The sequence below is a fragment of the Bradyrhizobium sp. CCGUVB1N3 genome (assembly GCF_024199925.1).
In the GTDB taxonomy this organism is placed as follows: Bacteria; Pseudomonadota; Alphaproteobacteria; order Rhizobiales; family Xanthobacteraceae; genus Bradyrhizobium.
In genome coordinates this window covers 1,111,340-1,127,887 of sequence record NZ_JANADR010000001.1, presented here as the reverse complement: position 1 = coordinate 1,127,887, position 16,548 = coordinate 1,111,340, and the positions used below count along the sequence as shown (strand labels likewise).

The following is a 16,548-nucleotide window of genomic DNA, read 5'->3' as shown; positions in this document are numbered from 1 at the left end:
TCATCTCATTGTGCGATGCAATGGGATGGCGGGTCGCGTGACGGCCAATCACGGGCCCTCGTCGCGGGTTCCCGACAAGACCGCAGCTCGGCCACAGGTCGGGCGTGAATCGGTCCGCTTTTCTTCAAGTTCCCGTGACGAATTGGGCGGGCCGCGCCGCTGCGGCAGGATAGCCGGGCGCAGTGCCTTCCACCTACCCCAGGGCAAGGTTGCCCGGCTATTCGCCCGCAAGCGCGCGTCAGGCCGATCCGCTTTTCGAGGCGGCCGGCGAGCCGGGAAAAAGAGAGTCGATCATCGCCTTGAGTTGGTCGACCGAAATCGGCTTGCGCAGGATCGGCCTGCGCCGAAGCAGGGACGGCAGCAGCTCCGGCCCGTGACCTGTGGCGAACAGAAACGGCTTGCCGCGGCGCTCGATCAGGTCTGCGACGGGATCGACGTAAAGCCCCATGAGATTGATGTCGAGAATGGCCAGATCGTATTGCGCCGTCATCGCGAAGGCGCTTGCGTCCTGAACATTGTCGGCCTCAGCGACAACATGGTGGCCAAGCTCCTCCACCATGTCGGCAATCATCATCCGGATCAACGCCTCGTCTTCGACCAGGAAAACGGAGAGTGCGCCCGTCGTCATTTCAACCCCGCAGCCATTGCGTGCAGCTAATCATAACTGCTTCGCTGCGGGGATTCACGAGTTCGTGGCAATCGAGCGCGACAATTCCTATTCGAACGCCGATCAATCCAGGCCGCGCTCGTGGCTGAGGCGGACCATCTCCTGGATGAAGACTTCTTTCTGCTTGTCATCCAGGCTCGAGAACAGCGGCTCGGCGGCATCGGCGACGTTGCGCTGGTCGGCGGCGCGGTCGATCAGGAACTGCGCCTCGTTGCGCATCTGCTCGATGATATCGTCCGGCGGATCGCGCTTGGCGCGGGCAATCCGCAGGTTGAGCCGCTCCGCGCCATTATGCCCGAGGTAGTGCATAGAGCTGGAGAAACCGTACCAGTGCTTCTCCTGGTCGGGCGTGAGGTTCAGCTCGGTCTTGATGCGCTCGATATAGGAATCGCTGTTGGCAACGATCTGCTCGGCGGTGAGTTGCGGCGCGCCGTTCTGGGTGAGAACGGTGACGTCCTTTGTCGCGTCCTTCGGTGCGTCCTTGGCGGCCTTGGCGGTCTTGCTCGCCTTGCCACTCTTGGCGTCCTTGTTCGCGTCCTTGGCACCCTTTGCGTCAGCGCCCTTGTCGGCCCCCGGCTGCTTCGCGTCCTTGCTTGCATCCTTGTTGGCCGGCGCCTGGTTGTTGTTGCCGACCCCGAGCACGCCGGTGAAGACACCGACCACGCCGCCAATCGCGCCGCCCAGCACGCCACCGACCGGGCCTGCCGCCTTGTTGCCGGCGGCCGCGCCCTCCTGAACACCTTTGACCAGGCCCTGCGCATTGGCGACGCAAGCGGCGCCCAGCAGCAACGCAACGACTGACCCGAGCGCGAACCATCGTCGCAGGCGAAGCCGCGCGGGCGGCGTCGGGTTGATCATTCTGGTCTCCATGTCGATCTGATTGGCTGCTCGGTGGGTGGAATCGCGCAAAAGGTCTGCCGGTGGAACTCTAGCGTTTTCACGTCGCCGGTCCAGATCGAGGAGCGACCCTCCACATCCGAAAAGTCTGTCCTGCGAACCGGTTAGTTCAGGTTTATTCGGAACTGCGGCGTAATTGCGCTCGAACGATCTTCGCCCATCCCGACCACAGTGTGCGTCGCAAAAGGCGCCGTCCAGGTTCAACACTTCGACGCGCGCGCGACGTGGAGCTGCCGCGCTCTTGGACTCAACGTTAGTTCAAGAAACGTGCGCGTGGGATTTCTCGACAGACGCGATCAATTCTGATCTGATCGCGCTACCAATTCTCCGCGGCTCGCGTGACTAGCCACGCGAGGCGACGGCAAGAAAAACAAAAAAACAAAAAGCAAAACAACAAATGCCAGAGCGAGGAAACGAGATGTCACGCAAGAAGTTCACGCGGCGACAATTTGTGGCCGCAACTGCCATGTCCTCCGCAGCCCTGATCACCGCGCCCTATGTGCGCGGCGCCTACGCCGCCGGCAAGCTCTCGATCGGCTTCTGGGACCACTGGGTGCCCGGCGCCATCGACACCTCCAGGGCTCTCGTCAACGAGTGGGCCGCGAAGGAAAAGGTCGAGGTTTCCATCGACTACATCACCAGCAACAACAAGAAGATCGAGCTGACCGTTGCCGCCGAAGCGCAGGCCAAATCCGGTCATGACATTCTTCAGATGTACACTTGGTGGCCGCATGCTTATGCCGAGCAGCTCGAACCGGTGAATGAAGTTGTCGAGGCCGCGATCAAGCAGAACGGCGAGGTGAACGGCACCGTCAAATATCTCGGCCAGGCCGCCGGCAAATGGCTTGCCGTCCCTGCAACTCCGGGAAGCCAGATCAAGGGGCCCTGCTCCCGCATCGATCTGATGAAGAAGCACGCGGGCATCGACGTTCAGGAGCTGTACCCAGTGGGCGCGCCGCCGAAGGCCGACAATTGGAATATGGACACCTTCCTGAAGGCGGCGGAGGCCTGCCAGAAGGCGGGATTCGCGTTCGGCATCGGTCTTGGCGAGACCACCGACAGCGTCGATACGGCCGGCGCCATCTTCCAGTCATTCGGCGCCGAGCTCGTCAACTCCAAGGGCGACATCACGGCGAAGACCGATCAGGTTCGCCAGGCGCTCGAATACTACAAGAAGCTGATCGCCTTCCTGCCGCCGGACGCACCGTCCTGGGACGATGCCTCGAACAACAAATGGCTGATCTCGGGGCGCGGCGCCCTCATCATGAATCCGCCGAGCGCCTGGGCGGTTGCCAAGCGCGACGCGCCACAGGTCGCCGAGCAATGCTGGACCCACGGCTTCCCGGCGGGTCCCAAGGGCCGCTTTGCACCGTTCCTGCCCTATTTCTGGGGCCTCTGGAACTTCTCCAAGAACAAGGAAGCTGCCAAGAGCCTGCTCACCCATCTGTCGCAGACGTCTTCAATCGAGAAATTCGTCGCGGCGAGCGGTGGCTACGATCTGCCGGCCTACGCCAACATGACGACGCTGAAGACCTGGGCCGAGGAAGGGCCGCCGAAGGGCACGCTCTATCATTATCCCAATCCCTACAATCACCAGACGCTGTCGATCGCGGCCGCTCCTGCGCCACCGAAGATCGCCCAGCAGATCTATGCGCAGGCAACCCTGACCAAGATGGCGCTGCGCTTTGCGCAAGGGGAGAAGCTCGAGAACACGCTCGCCTGGGCCGAGGGCGAGTGCGAGGGCTTCATGCGAAGTTGAGCCGGGGTGTGCCGCGGCGGTTCACGCATCCTCGCGTGAGCCGCCAGGGCAACCCGCCGTTCGATGGACGTGATCTGATGAAGCCGACACGCGCGCGCCGGCTTCATCGCTGGACATTCTGCAAGGAAGCTTGACCCAAGGGAACTGACATGGCCGATGTCGTCGTTGAGCACGGTCGCGTTGCCGGCACCGCGAGCGCACGCAAACGGACGGGTCTGCACAATGCATTGAGGCGGAAATCGACCGTTGCATTCTTCCTGACGCTGCCGTTGATCCTCCTGATCGCACTGCTCGTGCTCTATCCTGCTCTGTACTCGGTCCACCTCGCGACGCTGAACAAGTCGATGCAGAGGTTTGTCGGCTTCGGCAACTTCACCTTCCTGTTCAAGCGCGAAACGTTCTGGATGGTGGTCAAGCAGTCCTGCATCTTCGCGATCACCGCGGTGATCTTCAAGGCGCTGATCGGCTTCATCGTCGCGCATTTCGTGCACAACATTCCGGCCAAGGGCCAGCGCAAATGGCGCGGCATGCTACTGGTGCCGTGGGTGATCCCGCCGGCGATGAGCACGCTGGCCTGGCTCTGGCTGTTCGATCCCTCCTACAGCGCGTTCAACTACACGCTCTCATTGTTCGGCATCGGCCCGATTCCCTGGCTCGGCGATGCCGCGTGGGCGCGCTTCTCCGTCATCCTGGTCAACGTCTGGTACGGCGCGCCGTTCTTCATGATCATGTATCTGGCAGCGCTGAAATCGGTGCCGGAGCAGCTCTACGAGGCCGCCGCGATCGACGGCGCCAATTGGTGGCAGCGGATCTGGTACGTGACGCTGCCGATGATGCGCAACATCATCGCGATCACGACGCTGTTCTCGCTGATCGTCACCTTCGCCAATTTCGACATCGTCCGCATCCTGACCTCGGGCGGGCCGCTCGACCAGACCCAGATCTTTGCCACCTACGCGTTCCGGGTTGGAATCGAGAGCAGCGACATTCCGCTCGGTGCCAGCGTCTCGCTGTTCATGGTCCCCATCCTCGCCGTCGCCGCGATCTTTATCCTGCGCGACGTCTCCAAACGCGGGAACGAGTCCTGATGAGCACGCTCGCGATCGACAAGGCCGGCCCCCGGCGCAACGTCAAGAACTATGGCAGCATGAGCCGCGACCGCGCCTGGGCGCTACGCTGGTCCTACTTCTTCCTCGTGCTGTTCGCGATCTTCTCGCTGACGCCGCCGCTCTACATGCTGATCGCCTCGCTGAAGACCAGCGCGGAAATCTCCGCCGCCACCAACCCCTGGTGGGTGTTTCATCCAACGCTGTCGAATTACCTCGAGCTCCTGACCTCGAACCAGTTTCTGCGTTTCTTCTGGAATTCGGCGATGGTCTCGATCGTGGTGGTGATCGTGACCATGTTGATCAGCATTCCGGCCGCGTTTGCGCTGGCGCGGATGAAGTTCTGGGGCTCCGCGACGCTGGCGACCGGGGTCTTCCTGACCTACCTGATCCCGGACAGCCTGCTGTTCATCCCGCTTTTCAAGGTCTTCGCGACCGTTCAGGAGTGGACCGGCATTCCACTGCTCAACAGATGGTATGTGCTGCTGTTCATCTATCCGACGCTGACGGTGCCGTTCTGCACCTGGATCATGATCGGCTATTTCGCCTCGATCCCGAAAGAGCTTGACGAGGCCGCCATCATTGACGGCGCGTCCTGGCTCCAGACGCTGACGCGGATTTTCATTCCGGTTGCCCTGCCGGGGCTGATCGCAGCGACCATCTTTGCTTTCACGGTGTCCTGGGCGCAGTTCCTCTATCCCCTGGTGTTCACGACATCCGTGGACCAGTTCGTGCTGCCGGTCGGCATCACCACGACGCTGATCAAGGGCGACGTCTTCAACTGGGGGCAGATCATGACCGGCGCGCTGCTCGGTGCGGCACCGCCGCTGATCATCTACGCCTTCCTGATGGACTACTACATTGCCGGCCTGACGGCCGGTGCGACAAAGGGTTGAAATCGAGAGGTTGACGATTCATGGCTGACGTTTCCTTGCGCAAGGTGGTCAAGCGTTACGACGACGTCGAGGCGGTGCGCGGCATCGACCTCGACATCGCCGACCACGAGTTCATCGTGCTGGTGGGCCCGTCGGGCTGCGGCAAGTCGACCACGCTGCGCATGATCGCAGGGCTCGAGGACATCAGTGACGGCGATATCACGATCGGAGGCGACGTCGTCAACGACGTGCCGCCGAAGGACCGCGATATCGCGATGGTGTTCCAGAACTACGCGCTCTATCCGCACATGACGGTCGCCGAGAACATGTCGTTCGGGCTGCGCCTGAAGCACTATCCGAAGGCCGAGATCAAGGCGCGCGTGACGGAAGCCGCCCGGCTCCTCGACATCACCGACCTGGTCGACCGCAAGCCGAAGCAGCTCTCCGGCGGCCAGCGCCAGCGCGTCGCGATGGGGCGCGCCATCGTGCGCAATCCGAAGGTTTTCCTGTTCGACGAGCCGTTGTCCAACCTCGATGCCAAGCTGCGCGTGCAGATGCGGATCGAGATCAAGAAGGTGCATCAGAAGGTGCGGACCACCACGGTCTACGTCACCCACGACCAGGTCGAGGCGATGACGCTGGCCGACCGCGTCGTGGTCATGAACAAGGGCCGCATCGAGCAGATCGGCACGCCGAACGAGTTCTACCACAAGCCGGCGACGCGCTTCGTCGCAGGCTTCATTGGCTCGCCCGCCATGAACTTCGTGCCGTGCCGGCTGGAGGACGTCGGCGGCCAGCTCAACATCCGCCTGAACGACCGCGTCTCCTTCCGGCTGCCGCCTGCGCGCGCCTCGCGCTACAACGCGCTGCCGCGCACCGACAAGCTGCAGCTCGGCATCCGCCCGGAGCACCTCACCGAGTCGCATGCGCATCTGGAGCCCGGGGTGGAGACGTTCGACACCGTGCTCGACGTCACCGAGCCCATGGGCATGGAGACGCTGGTCTACTTCACCCTCGACGGCACGCCGGTCTGTGGCCGCGTCAATCCCAATGCCGGCGCCAAGGACGGGGCACCTATGCGTTTGGCGATGGACCTCAACAACATGCACCTGCTAAACGAGGCGACCGGCCTCGTGCTGTGATGGCCGGACGAGAAGAGCTTCGAGCAGGCGGGGAACGATGGCGACCAACAAGAAGAAGATTTTTGTCACGCAAACTTTGTCGCGGGGCGCACGCGCCCTTCTCACCCAGCGGGACGACATCGAACTGGTCGAGTTCTCCAATCTGATCTCGGCTTCGGATTTCCAGGCGATGCTGACGGCGCATGCGCCGGTTCATGGCGTGGCGCTCGGCGCGACCCGGTTCGGCGAGCCCGAGCTCGAGGCATCCGGGGACATGCAGGTGGTGACGCGGATCGGCGTCGGCTACGACGCCGTCGACGTGCCCGCCCTCTCCCGCCGCAAGGTGCCGCTGATGGTCGCAGGCAGCGCCAACTCGCCCTCGGTCGCGGAAGCCGCGCTGTTCATGATGCTGACGCTGGCCAAGCGCGCCCAGGAGCTGCACGCCTGCGTGAGGGACAACAAATGGGCCGACCGGCTCGGCATCCTGCCGTTCGATCTCTACGGCAAGACCGTCGTGGTCATCGGCTTCGGCCGCATCGGCAGCCGCACCGCCAAGCGCTGCCTCGCGATGGAAATGAACGTCCTGGTGTACGACCCCTACAAGCCGGCGGCCGACATCAAGGCCGCCGGTTGCGAGCCGGTCACCGATCTCGACGCAGTGCTGCCCCGCGCCGACTTCGTCAGCATCCACTGCCCGAAGACCCCCGAAACCGTCGGCATGTTCAACCCGGCGCGGATCGGCCTGATGAAGCGGACGGCCTATCTCATCAACACCGCGCGCGGCGGTATCGTCGAAGAGAAGGCACTCCATGACGCGCTCACCTCGGGCCGGCTTGCCGGCGCCGGGCTCGACGTGTTCGAGCAGGAGCCGCCGCCGGCCGGACACTCGCTGTTCGGGCTTCCGAACGTGATCATGGCGCCGCATGTGGCCGGCGTCACCGTCGAGGCGGTCGATCGCATGAGCGAGCAGACCGCGCGCAACATTTTGAGCGTGCTCGACGGCGACCCGATCCGCCAGAACGTGATCAACCAGGACGTTCTCGCCTGACCGCTGCCGTTTTCGGAGAGGCGGAAATAATTCCTCCGCCTCGCCAAGGTCAACCGGGTGTCCCATTTCGGCACAATCGGGCCCAAACCTGGCCTTAATCAAAGGCAACCTAGGGTGACAGGTCGCGACCGGCCGTGGGACAGAATTGCCGGCGCGTCCTCTTGGAGGATGGACCCTTGTCAGACATCGACCCGACCGATCACGCACTGGCGACGATCGCCAGCATTCTCGAATCCCCCGAGGCCCCACCCGAGACCGAGAAGTTCGCGAGCGTCGACGAGCACCCGAGCGTCGACGAGAATCTGGTCCTCGATGAGCAGCCGCTCGTGCCGGAGCACCCGGCCGACGCCGACGGCTACAGCAAGCTCGGCCCCGGGCCGATGGAGGCGCTGCGGTTCAAATGGACCGTGCAGCGTGGCGACGAGGGTCTCTACTACGTCCACGAGACCATCGGCGCGTATTCGACGCCCGTCGTCAGCGGACCGATGTCGGGTGAAGCCGCCGTGCAGTTCGTCGACGAACGCGAGAGCGAAGCGCATCAGCGTTTCGAGGTCCTGCGCGACGAGATCGCCAACCGCAGCTCGGTCGCCGACATCGTACGGAAAGGTGAGGCGTAAGCCTCACCTTCTGCCCAGAAAATCCTTCTTCACGAGATCGACGCCGGCGTGCCGCAGGATGTCGTAGGCGGTCGTGACGTGGAAGAAGAATTGCGGGACGGCGAAGCCCAAAAGCAGCGAGCGTCCGGTGAACGGCAGCTCGGCGCCGCTTTTCAGGCGGAAGGCGACGTCCTTCTCGCCCGCGGCATCGATCTCGGTACGCGGCAGGCTCTCGACGAAATCGATCGCGGCTGCAATGCGCCGCTGTAGCTCGGCAAGATCAGGCTTCGTGTCGGCAAACGTGATCGGCTCGCGCCCGGCGAGCAGCGCGGATCCGACCACGGCATGGCGGACCGCCTCACCCACCTGCTGCGCCAGATCATACATGTTCGGATAGAGCCGCATGCCCAGCAGGATCGCCGGATCGATCTTGCGCGCCTCGGCGTGAGCAGCGGCCTTGTCGAGCAGCCCGGACAGGTTGCGCAGGAACGGCACGAACATGCCGACCGAAACCTCATGGAGGGAGAGCGTCACATCAAAATTTCCTTCTCGCAGTTTGCGGACATCTGGTCTAAATCCGCGTTCCGAGAGCAACATGACAGCTCGTGCGAGGGTGGGAAAGAGATGATCGTTCGACGACTGGCGGTTCTGGCCGCGGCGGTGGTGGTGAGCTTTGCGGCCCATGCGCAGGAGACAACGTCCCCTTCCCGCCTCGACGAGATCATCAAGCGTGGCACGCTGCGCGTCGGCATGACCGGCGACTACCGGCCCTTCACGTCTCTCGACAAGACCACGCAGAAGTTCAGCGGCTTCGACGTCGACATGGCCGAGGCGCTGGGCAAGGCGCTCGGCGTCAAGGTCGAGTACGTCCCGACCGCCTGGCCGAAGCTGATGAAGGACTTTGAGGCCGACCAGTTCGACATCGCGATGGGCGGCGTCTCCATCACCTTCGACCGCCAGAAGAAGGGCCTGTTCTCCACGCCCATCATGCGCGAGGGCAAGACGCCGATCGCGCGTTGCGCCGACGTCGCCAAGTACCAGACGCTCTCCGATATCGACAAGAAGGGCACGCGCGTCATCGTCAATCCCGGCGGCACCAATGAGCGCTTCGCGCGGGCGCACATCAAGGACGCCGACATCAACGTCTTCCCGGACAACACCACGATCTTCGACGAGATCGCCAAGGGCAATGCCGACCTGATGATGACCGACGCCTCCGAGACGCGCTACCAGCAGAAGCAGCATCAGGGCGTGCTCTGCGCGGTGCATCCGGACAAGCCGTTCGATTTCTCGGAGAAGGCCTACTGGCTCCAGCGCGATGTCGCGCTGAAAGCCTTTGTCGACCAGTGGCTGCACGTCTCCATGGAGGACGGCAGCTACCAGAAAATCTATGGCGCCTGGTTCGATTAAAACGTCGCAATTGTCCGCATTTTGGCTGTCCGCAGGTCAAACCTTCGGCCGAGTTGGCGCGCATTGAACCAAGATCGAAGGGAGCACGACTCATAGCTTGAAAGTGATCTGGATCACGTTTCGCCACGAGGCCGGGGCGTAAGCGTCGATACGAGGACCACCTGCTCAGGAGATTGCAATGAAAAAGCTGTTGGCGATGGCCGCATTTCTTTTGGCGAGCACGGCCGCGCAAGCGCAATACACCTTCGAGTATGGCGGCCGCACCATCCGCATCGACCCCGACCGCGGCACGGTGCAGATTCCCGGGGTCTACGACAACACCGGCCAGGGCAAAGCGAAGAAGGCCAAGAACGACGCCAAGACGGATACGAAGAACGCGCCCAAGACCGAGACCCAGCCTCCCCAACAGGCCAAGGTCGATCCGCAACCGCCAGCCAATCCCACGCCTGCACAGGTTCCCGTAGCGCCGCCTCCGGCGGCCGAGCAGACACCCGCAGCACCACCCGCGCCAGCTCCGGCAGCAACAGCCGCCGCTCCCGCAGCGGCCGCGCCCCCTCCGGCGCCAGCTGCCCCGCCCGCGCCGCCGCCGACCACGACCGCCAACAACGCGCCGGCCGCAACCGTTGTCGCGCCTCCACCGGCTCCGCCTCCACCACCCGCCCCGGCTCAGCAGGACGCCACTCCCGCGGTGACGCCGCCGCCTGCTCCGCCGGCTGCCGTCGCGGTTGCTCCGCCCGCGCCCCCGGCTCCGCCTCCTCCGCCGGCATCCGCGCGGCCTCCCGTTCAGGCGGCGGCCGCTCCGGCTCCGGCAGCTGCTCCCGCACCCGCGCGCGACCTCAGTTCGCCGCTCGGCGTCTGGCTCACCGAGGAGAAGGAAGGCAAGGTCCGCATCGAGCAGTGCGGCAACAATCTCTGCGGCTACTCGGTCGATGCCAAGTCGGACCAGAACGGCGAGCAGATCCTGATCAACATGAAGCCGGCCCAAGGCCAGAAATGGACCGGCCGGATCGTCGATCCCAACACCGGATCGACCTACGATTCCACCATTGCGATGCGCGGCACCGATCGCCTGCGCGTGCAGGGCTGCGCCTTCGGCGGCATGTTCTGCGGCGGCCAGACCTGGACGCGCGTGAATTAGCTCACGCCCGTCCGGGCATGATCCGGAAAAGTGCGAAGCGGTTTTCCTCGCGACAAACGCGGAACGCGTTTGCGCGGAGATCATGCGCAAACAACAACCTGATGCGCGATGACGATTCATCCTGATCTCATCGCGCTTTAGGGCGTCGACTCGATCACATGCGCCTGGATTCTTGCGGAGATCTCGTCCTCACCATGGCGCGCGGTCACGACCGCGGAACCAGCGTGACAGCCCTCACATCGGCGCGCCCGTGCACCGTGGCAAGGTCCCTGCACGTTCAACCCACAACCCATAGGGGCGAGCCATGAATCACTTTCGCAAAGGAGTTTTGACCATCTTCCTCGTCATTGCCCTGCCGGTGGCTCAGGCGAGCGCTGCGACCGCCAGCTTCGACGGCACCTGGAATGTGCGGATCGCATCGTCGACAAACGCCTGCGGCAACGGTTCGACCGTCGCCATCGGCATCAGCAACGGTCAGGTCGCATCCAGCAGCGCCGCGGTGAGTGCGTCAGGCCGCGTCGCAGACGCCGGCAACATCAGTGTCATCTTGAGCAGCGGCATCAAGCGCGCCACGGGCTTTGGCCACCTCGCCGGGACCTCAGGCTCCGGCACCTGGCGCGGCACCATGTGCACGGGAACGTGGACAGCGGAAAGACTCTAGGCATCGCGTCGAGTCGCGGTTCACCGATCGTAGGCAAACATCCCAGGGAACGTCGCTCCGATCGGTGCGTTGGGAAGCCCAAGCAGACCCATTCGAGCCGGTCGCGCGACGGATGGGCCTCGTGAGATCTGCCGGCTGGACAAGACCGCGCCAAGCGGGCGCTGGCGCCCCGAACAGGTTTGAACAAGGAGGGTCTGCGGAGCTGTGCGGGCCGGTTTGTTCACCGCATTCATTGCAGCGACCTGGCTCGGCGCACAGGTCCAGACATCCCTCGCGCAAACCCGGCCATCCATTTCTCCCAGCGAAGTGGCGAACGTGTCTCCGCGGAAGGAAAATGTCCAAAGGAAGGAAGCCGCAAGATCCGACCCGCACACGACAGGATTTGTAACCGGTGCTGCGCAGAGCACCGAGTTCGCAATTGCTCAGGACATTGCGATCACGTTGGCCAGCGGCCAGGAGACCGGCCCTCACGGCGAGGTCGCGTTGCGAGTGCTGCCGATGGTGGGAAATGGCGGCAGTCGCAACATCATCGACATACTCAGCCTGGCCGGGGCCGACATGGCGATCGCACCAGTCCTGCTGGCTGATCGTCTCCGAGGGTCAGGAACGCTCGGCGATATCCGCAACAAGCTTGTCTACATCACCCCGCTGTTTGTCGAGGAGTTCCACCTCCTCGCGCGGCCCGAGATCCAGAGCCTGTCGGATCTTGCGGGAAAGCGCGTTAATCTCGGCGAAGAAGGCGGTGCCGGCGCTGTCCTGGGTCGCGAGGTGCTCAACCATCTGGAGGTGAAGGTCAGCGAATCTAACCTGGCTCTGGACGCAGCACTGGAGGGAATGCGGAAGGGGCAAATCTCCGCCGCCTTGCTGGTGTCGGGCAAGCCGGTCAGCTTCCTGGCCCGCTACGGACAGGGCGACGGCCTTCATTTTCTGTCCATCCCATATTCGAAGGCGATGCTGCAGCAGGATTATCTGCCATCGACTCTCCGCCACGAAGACTATCCAGAGATCATCGGGGACTCTGACAGCGTCGACACCATCGCAATCAAATGCGCGCTTTTCGCTTACAACTGGCCGACCCGCAACGAACGGTTTCCGCTTCTGGAACTGTTCGTGCAGACATTGTTCTCGCGGTTTCCTGAGTTTCTCGGCGACGGCCATCACCCCAAATGGCGAGAGGTGAGCCTGGCGGCGCTGCTTCCCGGTTGGCGGCGATTTCAACCCGCGGAGCGCTGGCTCGAGCAGCAATCCGGCGGAGAAGCCGCGCTTCGCAAGGCGTTCGGTCGTTTCCTCGAGCAAAAACCGATCAGCAATCCGCCGGACCGCGAGCAATTGTTCCAGGACTTCATGCGGTGGCGAGAACGCCAGCAGGGCCGATGACCCAAGCACTGGGAGGTCTTGATGCGCAATTCACTGGTGACCGCAGCCTTGGTCGTGTTGCTCGCGTTGACCGCTGACGTGGAGCGGCCGGCCGCGCAACTTTTTCCATTCGAGCTGCCGGCTCCGCAGACGCTCGCTCCAACCACGGTGCCATCAACCGGCAACGCCGGGAAAGCCAAGGTGGTAACTCGCTCAGACGGCAAACCACCTACTCGCCCGGACGGCAAACCACATAAGAGGCTCTACGTCGCTCCCTCACAGCCAAATCAGCGGAGGATCGCCGAAAAGAAGGGATACAAGCGCGTCAGCGATCTCGTGAACTTCCCGAAGTTCTTCCCTAGCCTTGGCATCCTCTTCGTCAAACCCGACAGTCTGCCGCTAGGGCCTTTCCTGTGCTTTGATCGCAGGGATCGCCTGGTGGCGAGCGTGTATATGGTGCCCACCAAGGAAATCGACGATCACAAGTCTTTGGAGGCGCCGGGCTTCGCTGGAACAGTTGACCACGTCAGCATCTATTTTAATCCCGGTCACCCTGGAGTGAACGCGCCGCACTACCACGTCGTGATCTGGCACGTGACCAGGAAGGAGGAGGCGCGCGTCGCGAAGTGACGCTCGCGGCGTGACGTGAAGCGCTGCAACACGGAGCCGGGACCTTGCCCGTCGATACCGCGGAAATCCCGGGCCACGGATCAGCAACGCAGCGCTTGTGCGCTGCGTCGCATCCGGGACGCGAGAGTTAGCCCACCGGCGCCGAATATTCCGCGTCGGTAACCGGCTCCATCCAGGTCGAATAGACGCCGTCGAGCGCTTCCTGCATGGCGATGTGGGTCATGCCGTTGGTGGGCGAAGCGCCGTGCCAATGCAATTCCCCCGGCGGAATCCAGACGGTATCGCCCGGACGGATCTCGCGGATCGGGCCACCCTTGGCCTGGACGCGGCCGACGCCGGAGATCACATAGAGGGTCTGCCCAAGCGGATGGTGATGCCAATTGGTGCGTGCGCCCGGCTCGAATGACACGCGAGAGCAGTTCAGCCGCGCCGGCGCGGGCGCCATGATGACTGGGTCCTGCAACACCGTGCCGGTGAAGTTCTCCTTGGGCGCGCGGCGGGTCGGCCGCGTGCCAGCGACGTGGATCTCCATAGGGTACCTCGCTTCGTTTCTCGTTACTTCTTGCTCGCGGCGTAGCGCGCCTTGGTCTCGGCGTTCATGGGATAGAGGCCCGGCAGCGCGGCGCCGTTGTTCACCTCGTTGACGATCCAGGCTTCCATCCGCTCCTGCTCGACACCCTCGTTGAGCACGTGGTCGAGCATCGCCTGCGGGATCAGCACGCAGCCGTCCTGGTCGGCGACGACGATGTCGTTCGGAAACACGGCAACGCCGCCGCAGCCGACCGGCTCGCCCCAGCCGACGAAGGTCAGGCCCGCGACCGACGGCGGCGCGGCATAGCCGTCGCACCACACCGGGAGGTTGGTGCCGAGCACTCCCTCGACGTCACGTACGACGCCGTCGGTGACGAGTGCGGTGACGCCGCGCTTGACCATGCACGCGCAGAGGATGTCGCCGAAAATGCCGGCATCGGTGATGCCCATGGCGTCGACCACGGCGATGCAGCCATCCGGCATCGCCTCGATCGCGGTGCGGGTCGAGATCGGCGAGGACCAGGATTCCGGTGTCGCAAGATCCTCGCGCGCCGGCACGAAGCGCAGCGTGAAGGCCGGGCCGACCAGCCGAGGCAACCCCGGGCGCAGCGGACGCGCGCCACGCATCCAGACATTGCGCAGGCCCTTCTTCAGGAGGACCGTGGTGATGGTGGCGGTGGTGATGCCGGCGAGGGTCTTGCGGGCTTCGGGGGATAGCGACATGGACGAAAACGAGCTCCGGATGGGCGGGAAACGAAGCGCGCATCTTGCGAGGCGCGCGGCGTCCGTCAAGGCCCAAGGAGAAGCCGCGCAACGCTGTTATGCGATGCGATAACAAGGCTTTATCGTTTCCTGCTGAATTAATTTATTGGACTTGGGGGCGCATTTACGCGAAGCAAAGGGGCACGCGGGAGCCACAGGCGGCTCCCGCGATTTCCCCTGAAGGCCGATTTCGACAGCTCATGGCCGCGACGCTTGCTCCGACTCTTGCCCCGCCCCGCCTTTTGCCCAGTGGCGATAGTGCCGTCACGGTCGAGTTCAGCCGCACCATCGACGACTCCGCCAACCAGCGCGTGCTTGCGCTCGACCGGGCGCTCACCGCAGCCGGCATCGAGGGCGTCACCGAGGCGGTGCCGACCTATCGCTCGCTGCTGGTGCATTACGATCCGAGCCGGATCGGGTTCGAGGCGCTCGGCCACAAGCTCATGGCGCTCGCGAGCCAGCCGCCGCCACCGACCACGAAGACGCGGCGCTGGCGCATTCCCGTGGCCTATGGCGGCGAGCACGGCATCGATCTCGAGGATGTCGCCAAGACGCTGAACACAACGCCCGACGACATCGTCGCGCGCCACGTCGCCGGCGACTACCGCGTCGCCATGGTCGGCTTCACCCCGGGCTGGTCCTATCTCAGCGGCCTCGAAAAATCCTTGCACATGTCGCGGCGGCAGAATCCGCGGCTGCTGACGCCCGCCGGTACGATCTCGATTGGCGGCGTGCAGACCGGTGTGCAATGCCTTGCCGGGCCCAGCGGCTGGCACCTGTTGGGGCGCACCCCCGTGCGCACCTATCAGCTCCACCGGAATCCCACCTTCCTCACCGAACCCGGTGATCGCGTGACGTTTTTTGCCGTCGACTATAAGACCTTTGTGGAGCAGGACGGTGCCGCCGAAGCCGGCGAGATCATTGCGGAGCTGACGGAGTCATGAGCCGGCTCATTGTCGCCAACATCGGGCCGGCCAGCTCCGTCCAGGACGGCGGGCGGCCGGGCTCGCAGCGCTATGGCCTGACACCGAGCGGCGCGATGGACCGGCTGGCGCTGGCTGCCGCCAACTGCCTGGTCGGCAACGAGCTGTTTGCGGCCGTTGTCGAGATCGGCCCGTTCGGCGCTTCCTTCACCGCGCGCGACGGCGCGGTGCGCGTCGCGCTCGCAGGCGCGCCGCGCAATGCCGACATCGCCGGCAAGCCGGTGGCAAGCGAGACCTCGGTGACGCTGAAGGACGGCGAGACGTTGATGCTCGGCTTCGCCCGCGGCGGCGCGTTCAGCTATCTCGCCATCGAAGGGGGTATCCGGGGCGAACCGGTGTTCGGCAGCCTCGCGGTCAACGCCCGCGCCGGGCTCGGCAGCCCCTACCCGCGCCCGCTCCAGGCCGGCGACGAGTTCAGCGTCGCGGCCGCCAGCAGCGGGCCTGAGCAGCGGATCGATTTGCCGAAGCCACCGAGCGATCCGATCCGCGTCGTGCTGGGGCCGCAGGACGACGAGTTCGATGACGCCAACAAGGCGCTGTTCCTGTCGAGCGACTGGAAGATCTCGGCAACCTCGGACCGCATGGGCTATCGCCTCGAAGGCCCCGTGATCAAGCATCTGCACGGACACAACATCGTCTCGGACGGCACGGTCAACGGCAGCATCCAGGTGCCCGGCAACGGCGCGCCGATCGTGCTGATGATGGACCGCGGCACCAGCGGTGGCTATCCGAAGATCGCAACCGTCATCTCCGCCGATATCGGCCGCCTCGCCCAGACGTCGGCCGGCACCGCGTTCCGCTTCACGGCGATCAGCATGGCGGAAGCGCAGGACGAGGCGAGAAAATTCGCGCAGCTCCTGCGCGGCCTGCCCGACCGCTTGCGCGCCGCCGACACGGTGGAGCTCAACATCGAGGCCTTGCACGATGCTAACGTGGCAGGCCATGCGGTGAACGCCGTCGATGCCGCAACGTGGCAAACTCCGGCGGAGCCGTAGACACTCTATCCCC

The 16,548-nt window shown here is 64.1% G+C and carries 18 protein-coding genes; 13 read left to right on the top strand and 5 right to left on the bottom strand.

The window, feature by feature from the left end:
* Window positions 1–238 precede the first annotated feature (238 nt).
* Together NLM33_RS05325 and NLM33_RS05320 are read right to left on the bottom strand one after the other, a co-directional pair.
* Window positions 239–628, bottom strand: a complete 390-nt coding sequence (locus NLM33_RS05325) for a response regulator (RefSeq protein WP_254095081.1) — start codon at window positions 626–628, stop codon at window positions 239–241.
* A gap of 102 nt (window positions 629–730) precedes the next feature.
* Window positions 731–1,525, bottom strand: coding sequence for a Spy/CpxP family protein refolding chaperone (locus NLM33_RS05320; RefSeq protein WP_254095080.1), 795 nt, complete (start codon window positions 1,523–1,525; stop codon window positions 731–733).
* Window positions 1,526–1,982: 457 nt separating this feature from the next.
* Here NLM33_RS05320 and NLM33_RS05315 point away from each other — a divergent pair, with 457 nt between their 5' ends.
* From NLM33_RS05315 to NLM33_RS05290, 6 genes are all read left to right on the top strand, one after another.
* Window positions 1,983–3,323 carry an ABC transporter substrate-binding protein gene (locus NLM33_RS05315; protein WP_254095079.1) on the top strand — a complete coding sequence of 447 codons (1,341 nt, stop codon included), beginning with the start codon at window positions 1,983–1,985 and terminating at the stop codon, window positions 3,321–3,323.
* 149 nt (window positions 3,324–3,472) lie between these two features.
* Window positions 3,473–4,411, top strand: coding sequence for a carbohydrate ABC transporter permease (locus tag NLM33_RS05310; RefSeq protein WP_254095078.1), 939 nt, complete (start codon window positions 3,473–3,475; stop codon window positions 4,409–4,411).
* Window positions 4,411–5,325 carry a carbohydrate ABC transporter permease gene (locus tag NLM33_RS05305; protein WP_254095077.1) on the top strand — a complete coding sequence of 305 codons (915 nt, stop codon included), beginning with the start codon at window positions 4,411–4,413 and terminating at the stop codon, window positions 5,323–5,325. The genes NLM33_RS05310 and NLM33_RS05305 overlap by 1 nt, the downstream gene beginning before the upstream one ends.
* 20 nt (window positions 5,326–5,345) lie before the next feature.
* Window positions 5,346–6,446 (top strand): ABC transporter ATP-binding protein, encoded by a 1,101-nt coding sequence (locus tag NLM33_RS05300; RefSeq protein WP_254095076.1) that lies wholly within the window; start codon window positions 5,346–5,348, stop codon window positions 6,444–6,446.
* 37 nt (window positions 6,447–6,483) lie between these two features.
* A complete protein-coding gene (locus NLM33_RS05295; RefSeq protein ID WP_254095075.1) occupies window positions 6,484–7,473 on the top strand; it encodes a hydroxyacid dehydrogenase in 990 nt (329 codons plus the stop codon).
* Between the two features lie 176 nt (window positions 7,474–7,649).
* On the top strand, window positions 7,650–8,090 hold the full coding sequence (locus tag NLM33_RS05290) for a hypothetical protein (RefSeq protein ID WP_254095074.1): 441 nt from the start codon (window positions 7,650–7,652) through the stop codon (window positions 8,088–8,090).
* A 3-nt stretch (window positions 8,091–8,093) separates the two neighbouring features.
* Here NLM33_RS05290 and NLM33_RS05285 read toward each other — a convergent pair whose 3' ends face one another.
* Window positions 8,094–8,603, bottom strand: a complete 510-nt coding sequence (locus tag NLM33_RS05285; RefSeq protein WP_256570515.1) for a DUF1993 family protein — start codon at window positions 8,601–8,603, stop codon at window positions 8,094–8,096.
* A gap of 90 nt (window positions 8,604–8,693) precedes the next feature.
* Here NLM33_RS05285 and NLM33_RS05280 point away from each other — a divergent pair, with 90 nt between their 5' ends.
* The 5 genes from NLM33_RS05280 to NLM33_RS05260 all read left to right on the top strand — a co-directional run bounded on the left by NLM33_RS05280 (window position 8,694) and on the right by NLM33_RS05260 (window position 13,264).
* Window positions 8,694–9,479: a transporter substrate-binding domain-containing protein gene (locus NLM33_RS05280; RefSeq protein WP_254095073.1), complete on the top strand. Its 786-nt coding sequence runs from the start codon at window positions 8,694–8,696 to the stop codon at window positions 9,477–9,479.
* A gap of 178 nt (window positions 9,480–9,657) precedes the next feature.
* Entirely contained in the window at window positions 9,658–10,617 is a 960-nt protein-coding gene (locus NLM33_RS05275) for a DUF2147 domain-containing protein (protein ID WP_254095072.1), read from the top strand.
* 304 nt (window positions 10,618–10,921) lie between these two features.
* Window positions 10,922–11,278 (top strand): hypothetical protein, encoded by a 357-nt coding sequence (locus NLM33_RS05270; RefSeq protein ID WP_254095071.1) that lies wholly within the window; start codon window positions 10,922–10,924, stop codon window positions 11,276–11,278.
* Window positions 11,279–11,494: 216 nt separating this feature from the next.
* Window positions 11,495–12,655 carry a TAXI family TRAP transporter solute-binding subunit gene (locus tag NLM33_RS05265; RefSeq protein WP_254095070.1) on the top strand — a complete coding sequence of 387 codons (1,161 nt, stop codon included), beginning with the start codon at window positions 11,495–11,497 and terminating at the stop codon, window positions 12,653–12,655.
* A 21-nt stretch (window positions 12,656–12,676) separates the two neighbouring features.
* Entirely contained in the window at window positions 12,677–13,264 is a 588-nt protein-coding gene (locus tag NLM33_RS05260) for a hypothetical protein (RefSeq protein WP_254095069.1), read from the top strand.
* A 127-nt stretch (window positions 13,265–13,391) separates the two neighbouring features.
* Here NLM33_RS05260 and NLM33_RS05255 read toward each other — a convergent pair whose 3' ends face one another.
* Together NLM33_RS05255 and NLM33_RS05250 are read right to left on the bottom strand one after the other, a co-directional pair.
* Window positions 13,392–13,796, bottom strand: coding sequence for a cupin domain-containing protein (locus tag NLM33_RS05255; protein ID WP_027523391.1), 405 nt, complete (start codon window positions 13,794–13,796; stop codon window positions 13,392–13,394).
* Window positions 13,797–13,819: 23 nt separating this feature from the next.
* Window positions 13,820–14,518: a ribonuclease activity regulator RraA gene (locus NLM33_RS05250; RefSeq protein WP_254095068.1), complete on the bottom strand. Its 699-nt coding sequence runs from the start codon at window positions 14,516–14,518 to the stop codon at window positions 13,820–13,822.
* Between the two features lie 239 nt (window positions 14,519–14,757).
* Here NLM33_RS05250 and pxpB point away from each other — a divergent pair, with 239 nt between their 5' ends.
* Together pxpB and NLM33_RS05240 are read left to right on the top strand one after the other, a co-directional pair.
* Window positions 14,758–15,501 carry a 5-oxoprolinase subunit PxpB gene (gene pxpB, locus NLM33_RS05245; RefSeq protein WP_254095067.1) on the top strand — a complete coding sequence of 248 codons (744 nt, stop codon included), beginning with the start codon at window positions 14,758–14,760 and terminating at the stop codon, window positions 15,499–15,501.
* Window positions 15,498–16,535 (top strand): biotin-dependent carboxyltransferase family protein, encoded by a 1,038-nt coding sequence (locus NLM33_RS05240; RefSeq protein ID WP_254095066.1) that lies wholly within the window; start codon window positions 15,498–15,500, stop codon window positions 16,533–16,535. The genes pxpB and NLM33_RS05240 overlap by 4 nt, the downstream gene beginning before the upstream one ends.
* Window positions 16,536–16,548: the final 13 nt, after the last annotated feature.

Bases quoted from the DNA above. Each gene is read 5' to 3' on its own strand.
- NLM33_RS05250 (WP_254095068.1), bottom strand. From the start codon at position 14,518: ATGTCGCTATCCCCCGAAGCCCGCAAGACCCTCGCCGGCATCACCACC.
- NLM33_RS05240 (WP_254095066.1), top strand. From the start codon at position 15,498: ATGAGCCGGCTCATTGTCGCCAACATCGGGCCGGCCAGCTCCGTCCAG.
- NLM33_RS05270 (WP_254095071.1), top strand. From the start codon at position 10,922: ATGAATCACTTTCGCAAAGGAGTTTTGACCATCTTCCTCGTCATTGCC.
- NLM33_RS05300 (WP_254095076.1), top strand. From the start codon at position 5,346: ATGGCTGACGTTTCCTTGCGCAAGGTGGTCAAGCGTTACGACGACGTC.
- NLM33_RS05275 (WP_254095072.1), top strand. From the start codon at position 9,658: ATGAAAAAGCTGTTGGCGATGGCCGCATTTCTTTTGGCGAGCACGGCC.
- pxpB (WP_254095067.1), top strand. From the start codon at position 14,758: ATGGCCGCGACGCTTGCTCCGACTCTTGCCCCGCCCCGCCTTTTGCCC.
- NLM33_RS05315 (WP_254095079.1), top strand. From the start codon at position 1,983: ATGTCACGCAAGAAGTTCACGCGGCGACAATTTGTGGCCGCAACTGCC.
- NLM33_RS05295 (WP_254095075.1), top strand. From the start codon at position 6,484: ATGGCGACCAACAAGAAGAAGATTTTTGTCACGCAAACTTTGTCGCGG.
- NLM33_RS05255 (WP_027523391.1), bottom strand. From the start codon at position 13,796: ATGGAGATCCACGTCGCTGGCACGCGGCCGACCCGCCGCGCGCCCAAG.
- NLM33_RS05320 (WP_254095080.1), bottom strand. From the start codon at position 1,525: ATGATCAACCCGACGCCGCCCGCGCGGCTTCGCCTGCGACGATGGTTC.
- NLM33_RS05310 (WP_254095078.1), top strand. From the start codon at position 3,473: ATGGCCGATGTCGTCGTTGAGCACGGTCGCGTTGCCGGCACCGCGAGC.
- NLM33_RS05325 (WP_254095081.1), bottom strand. From the start codon at position 628: ATGACGACGGGCGCACTCTCCGTTTTCCTGGTCGAAGACGAGGCGTTG.
- NLM33_RS05305 (WP_254095077.1), top strand. From the start codon at position 4,411: ATGAGCACGCTCGCGATCGACAAGGCCGGCCCCCGGCGCAACGTCAAG.
- NLM33_RS05260 (WP_254095069.1), top strand. From the start codon at position 12,677: ATGCGCAATTCACTGGTGACCGCAGCCTTGGTCGTGTTGCTCGCGTTG.
- NLM33_RS05280 (WP_254095073.1), top strand. From the start codon at position 8,694: ATGATCGTTCGACGACTGGCGGTTCTGGCCGCGGCGGTGGTGGTGAGC.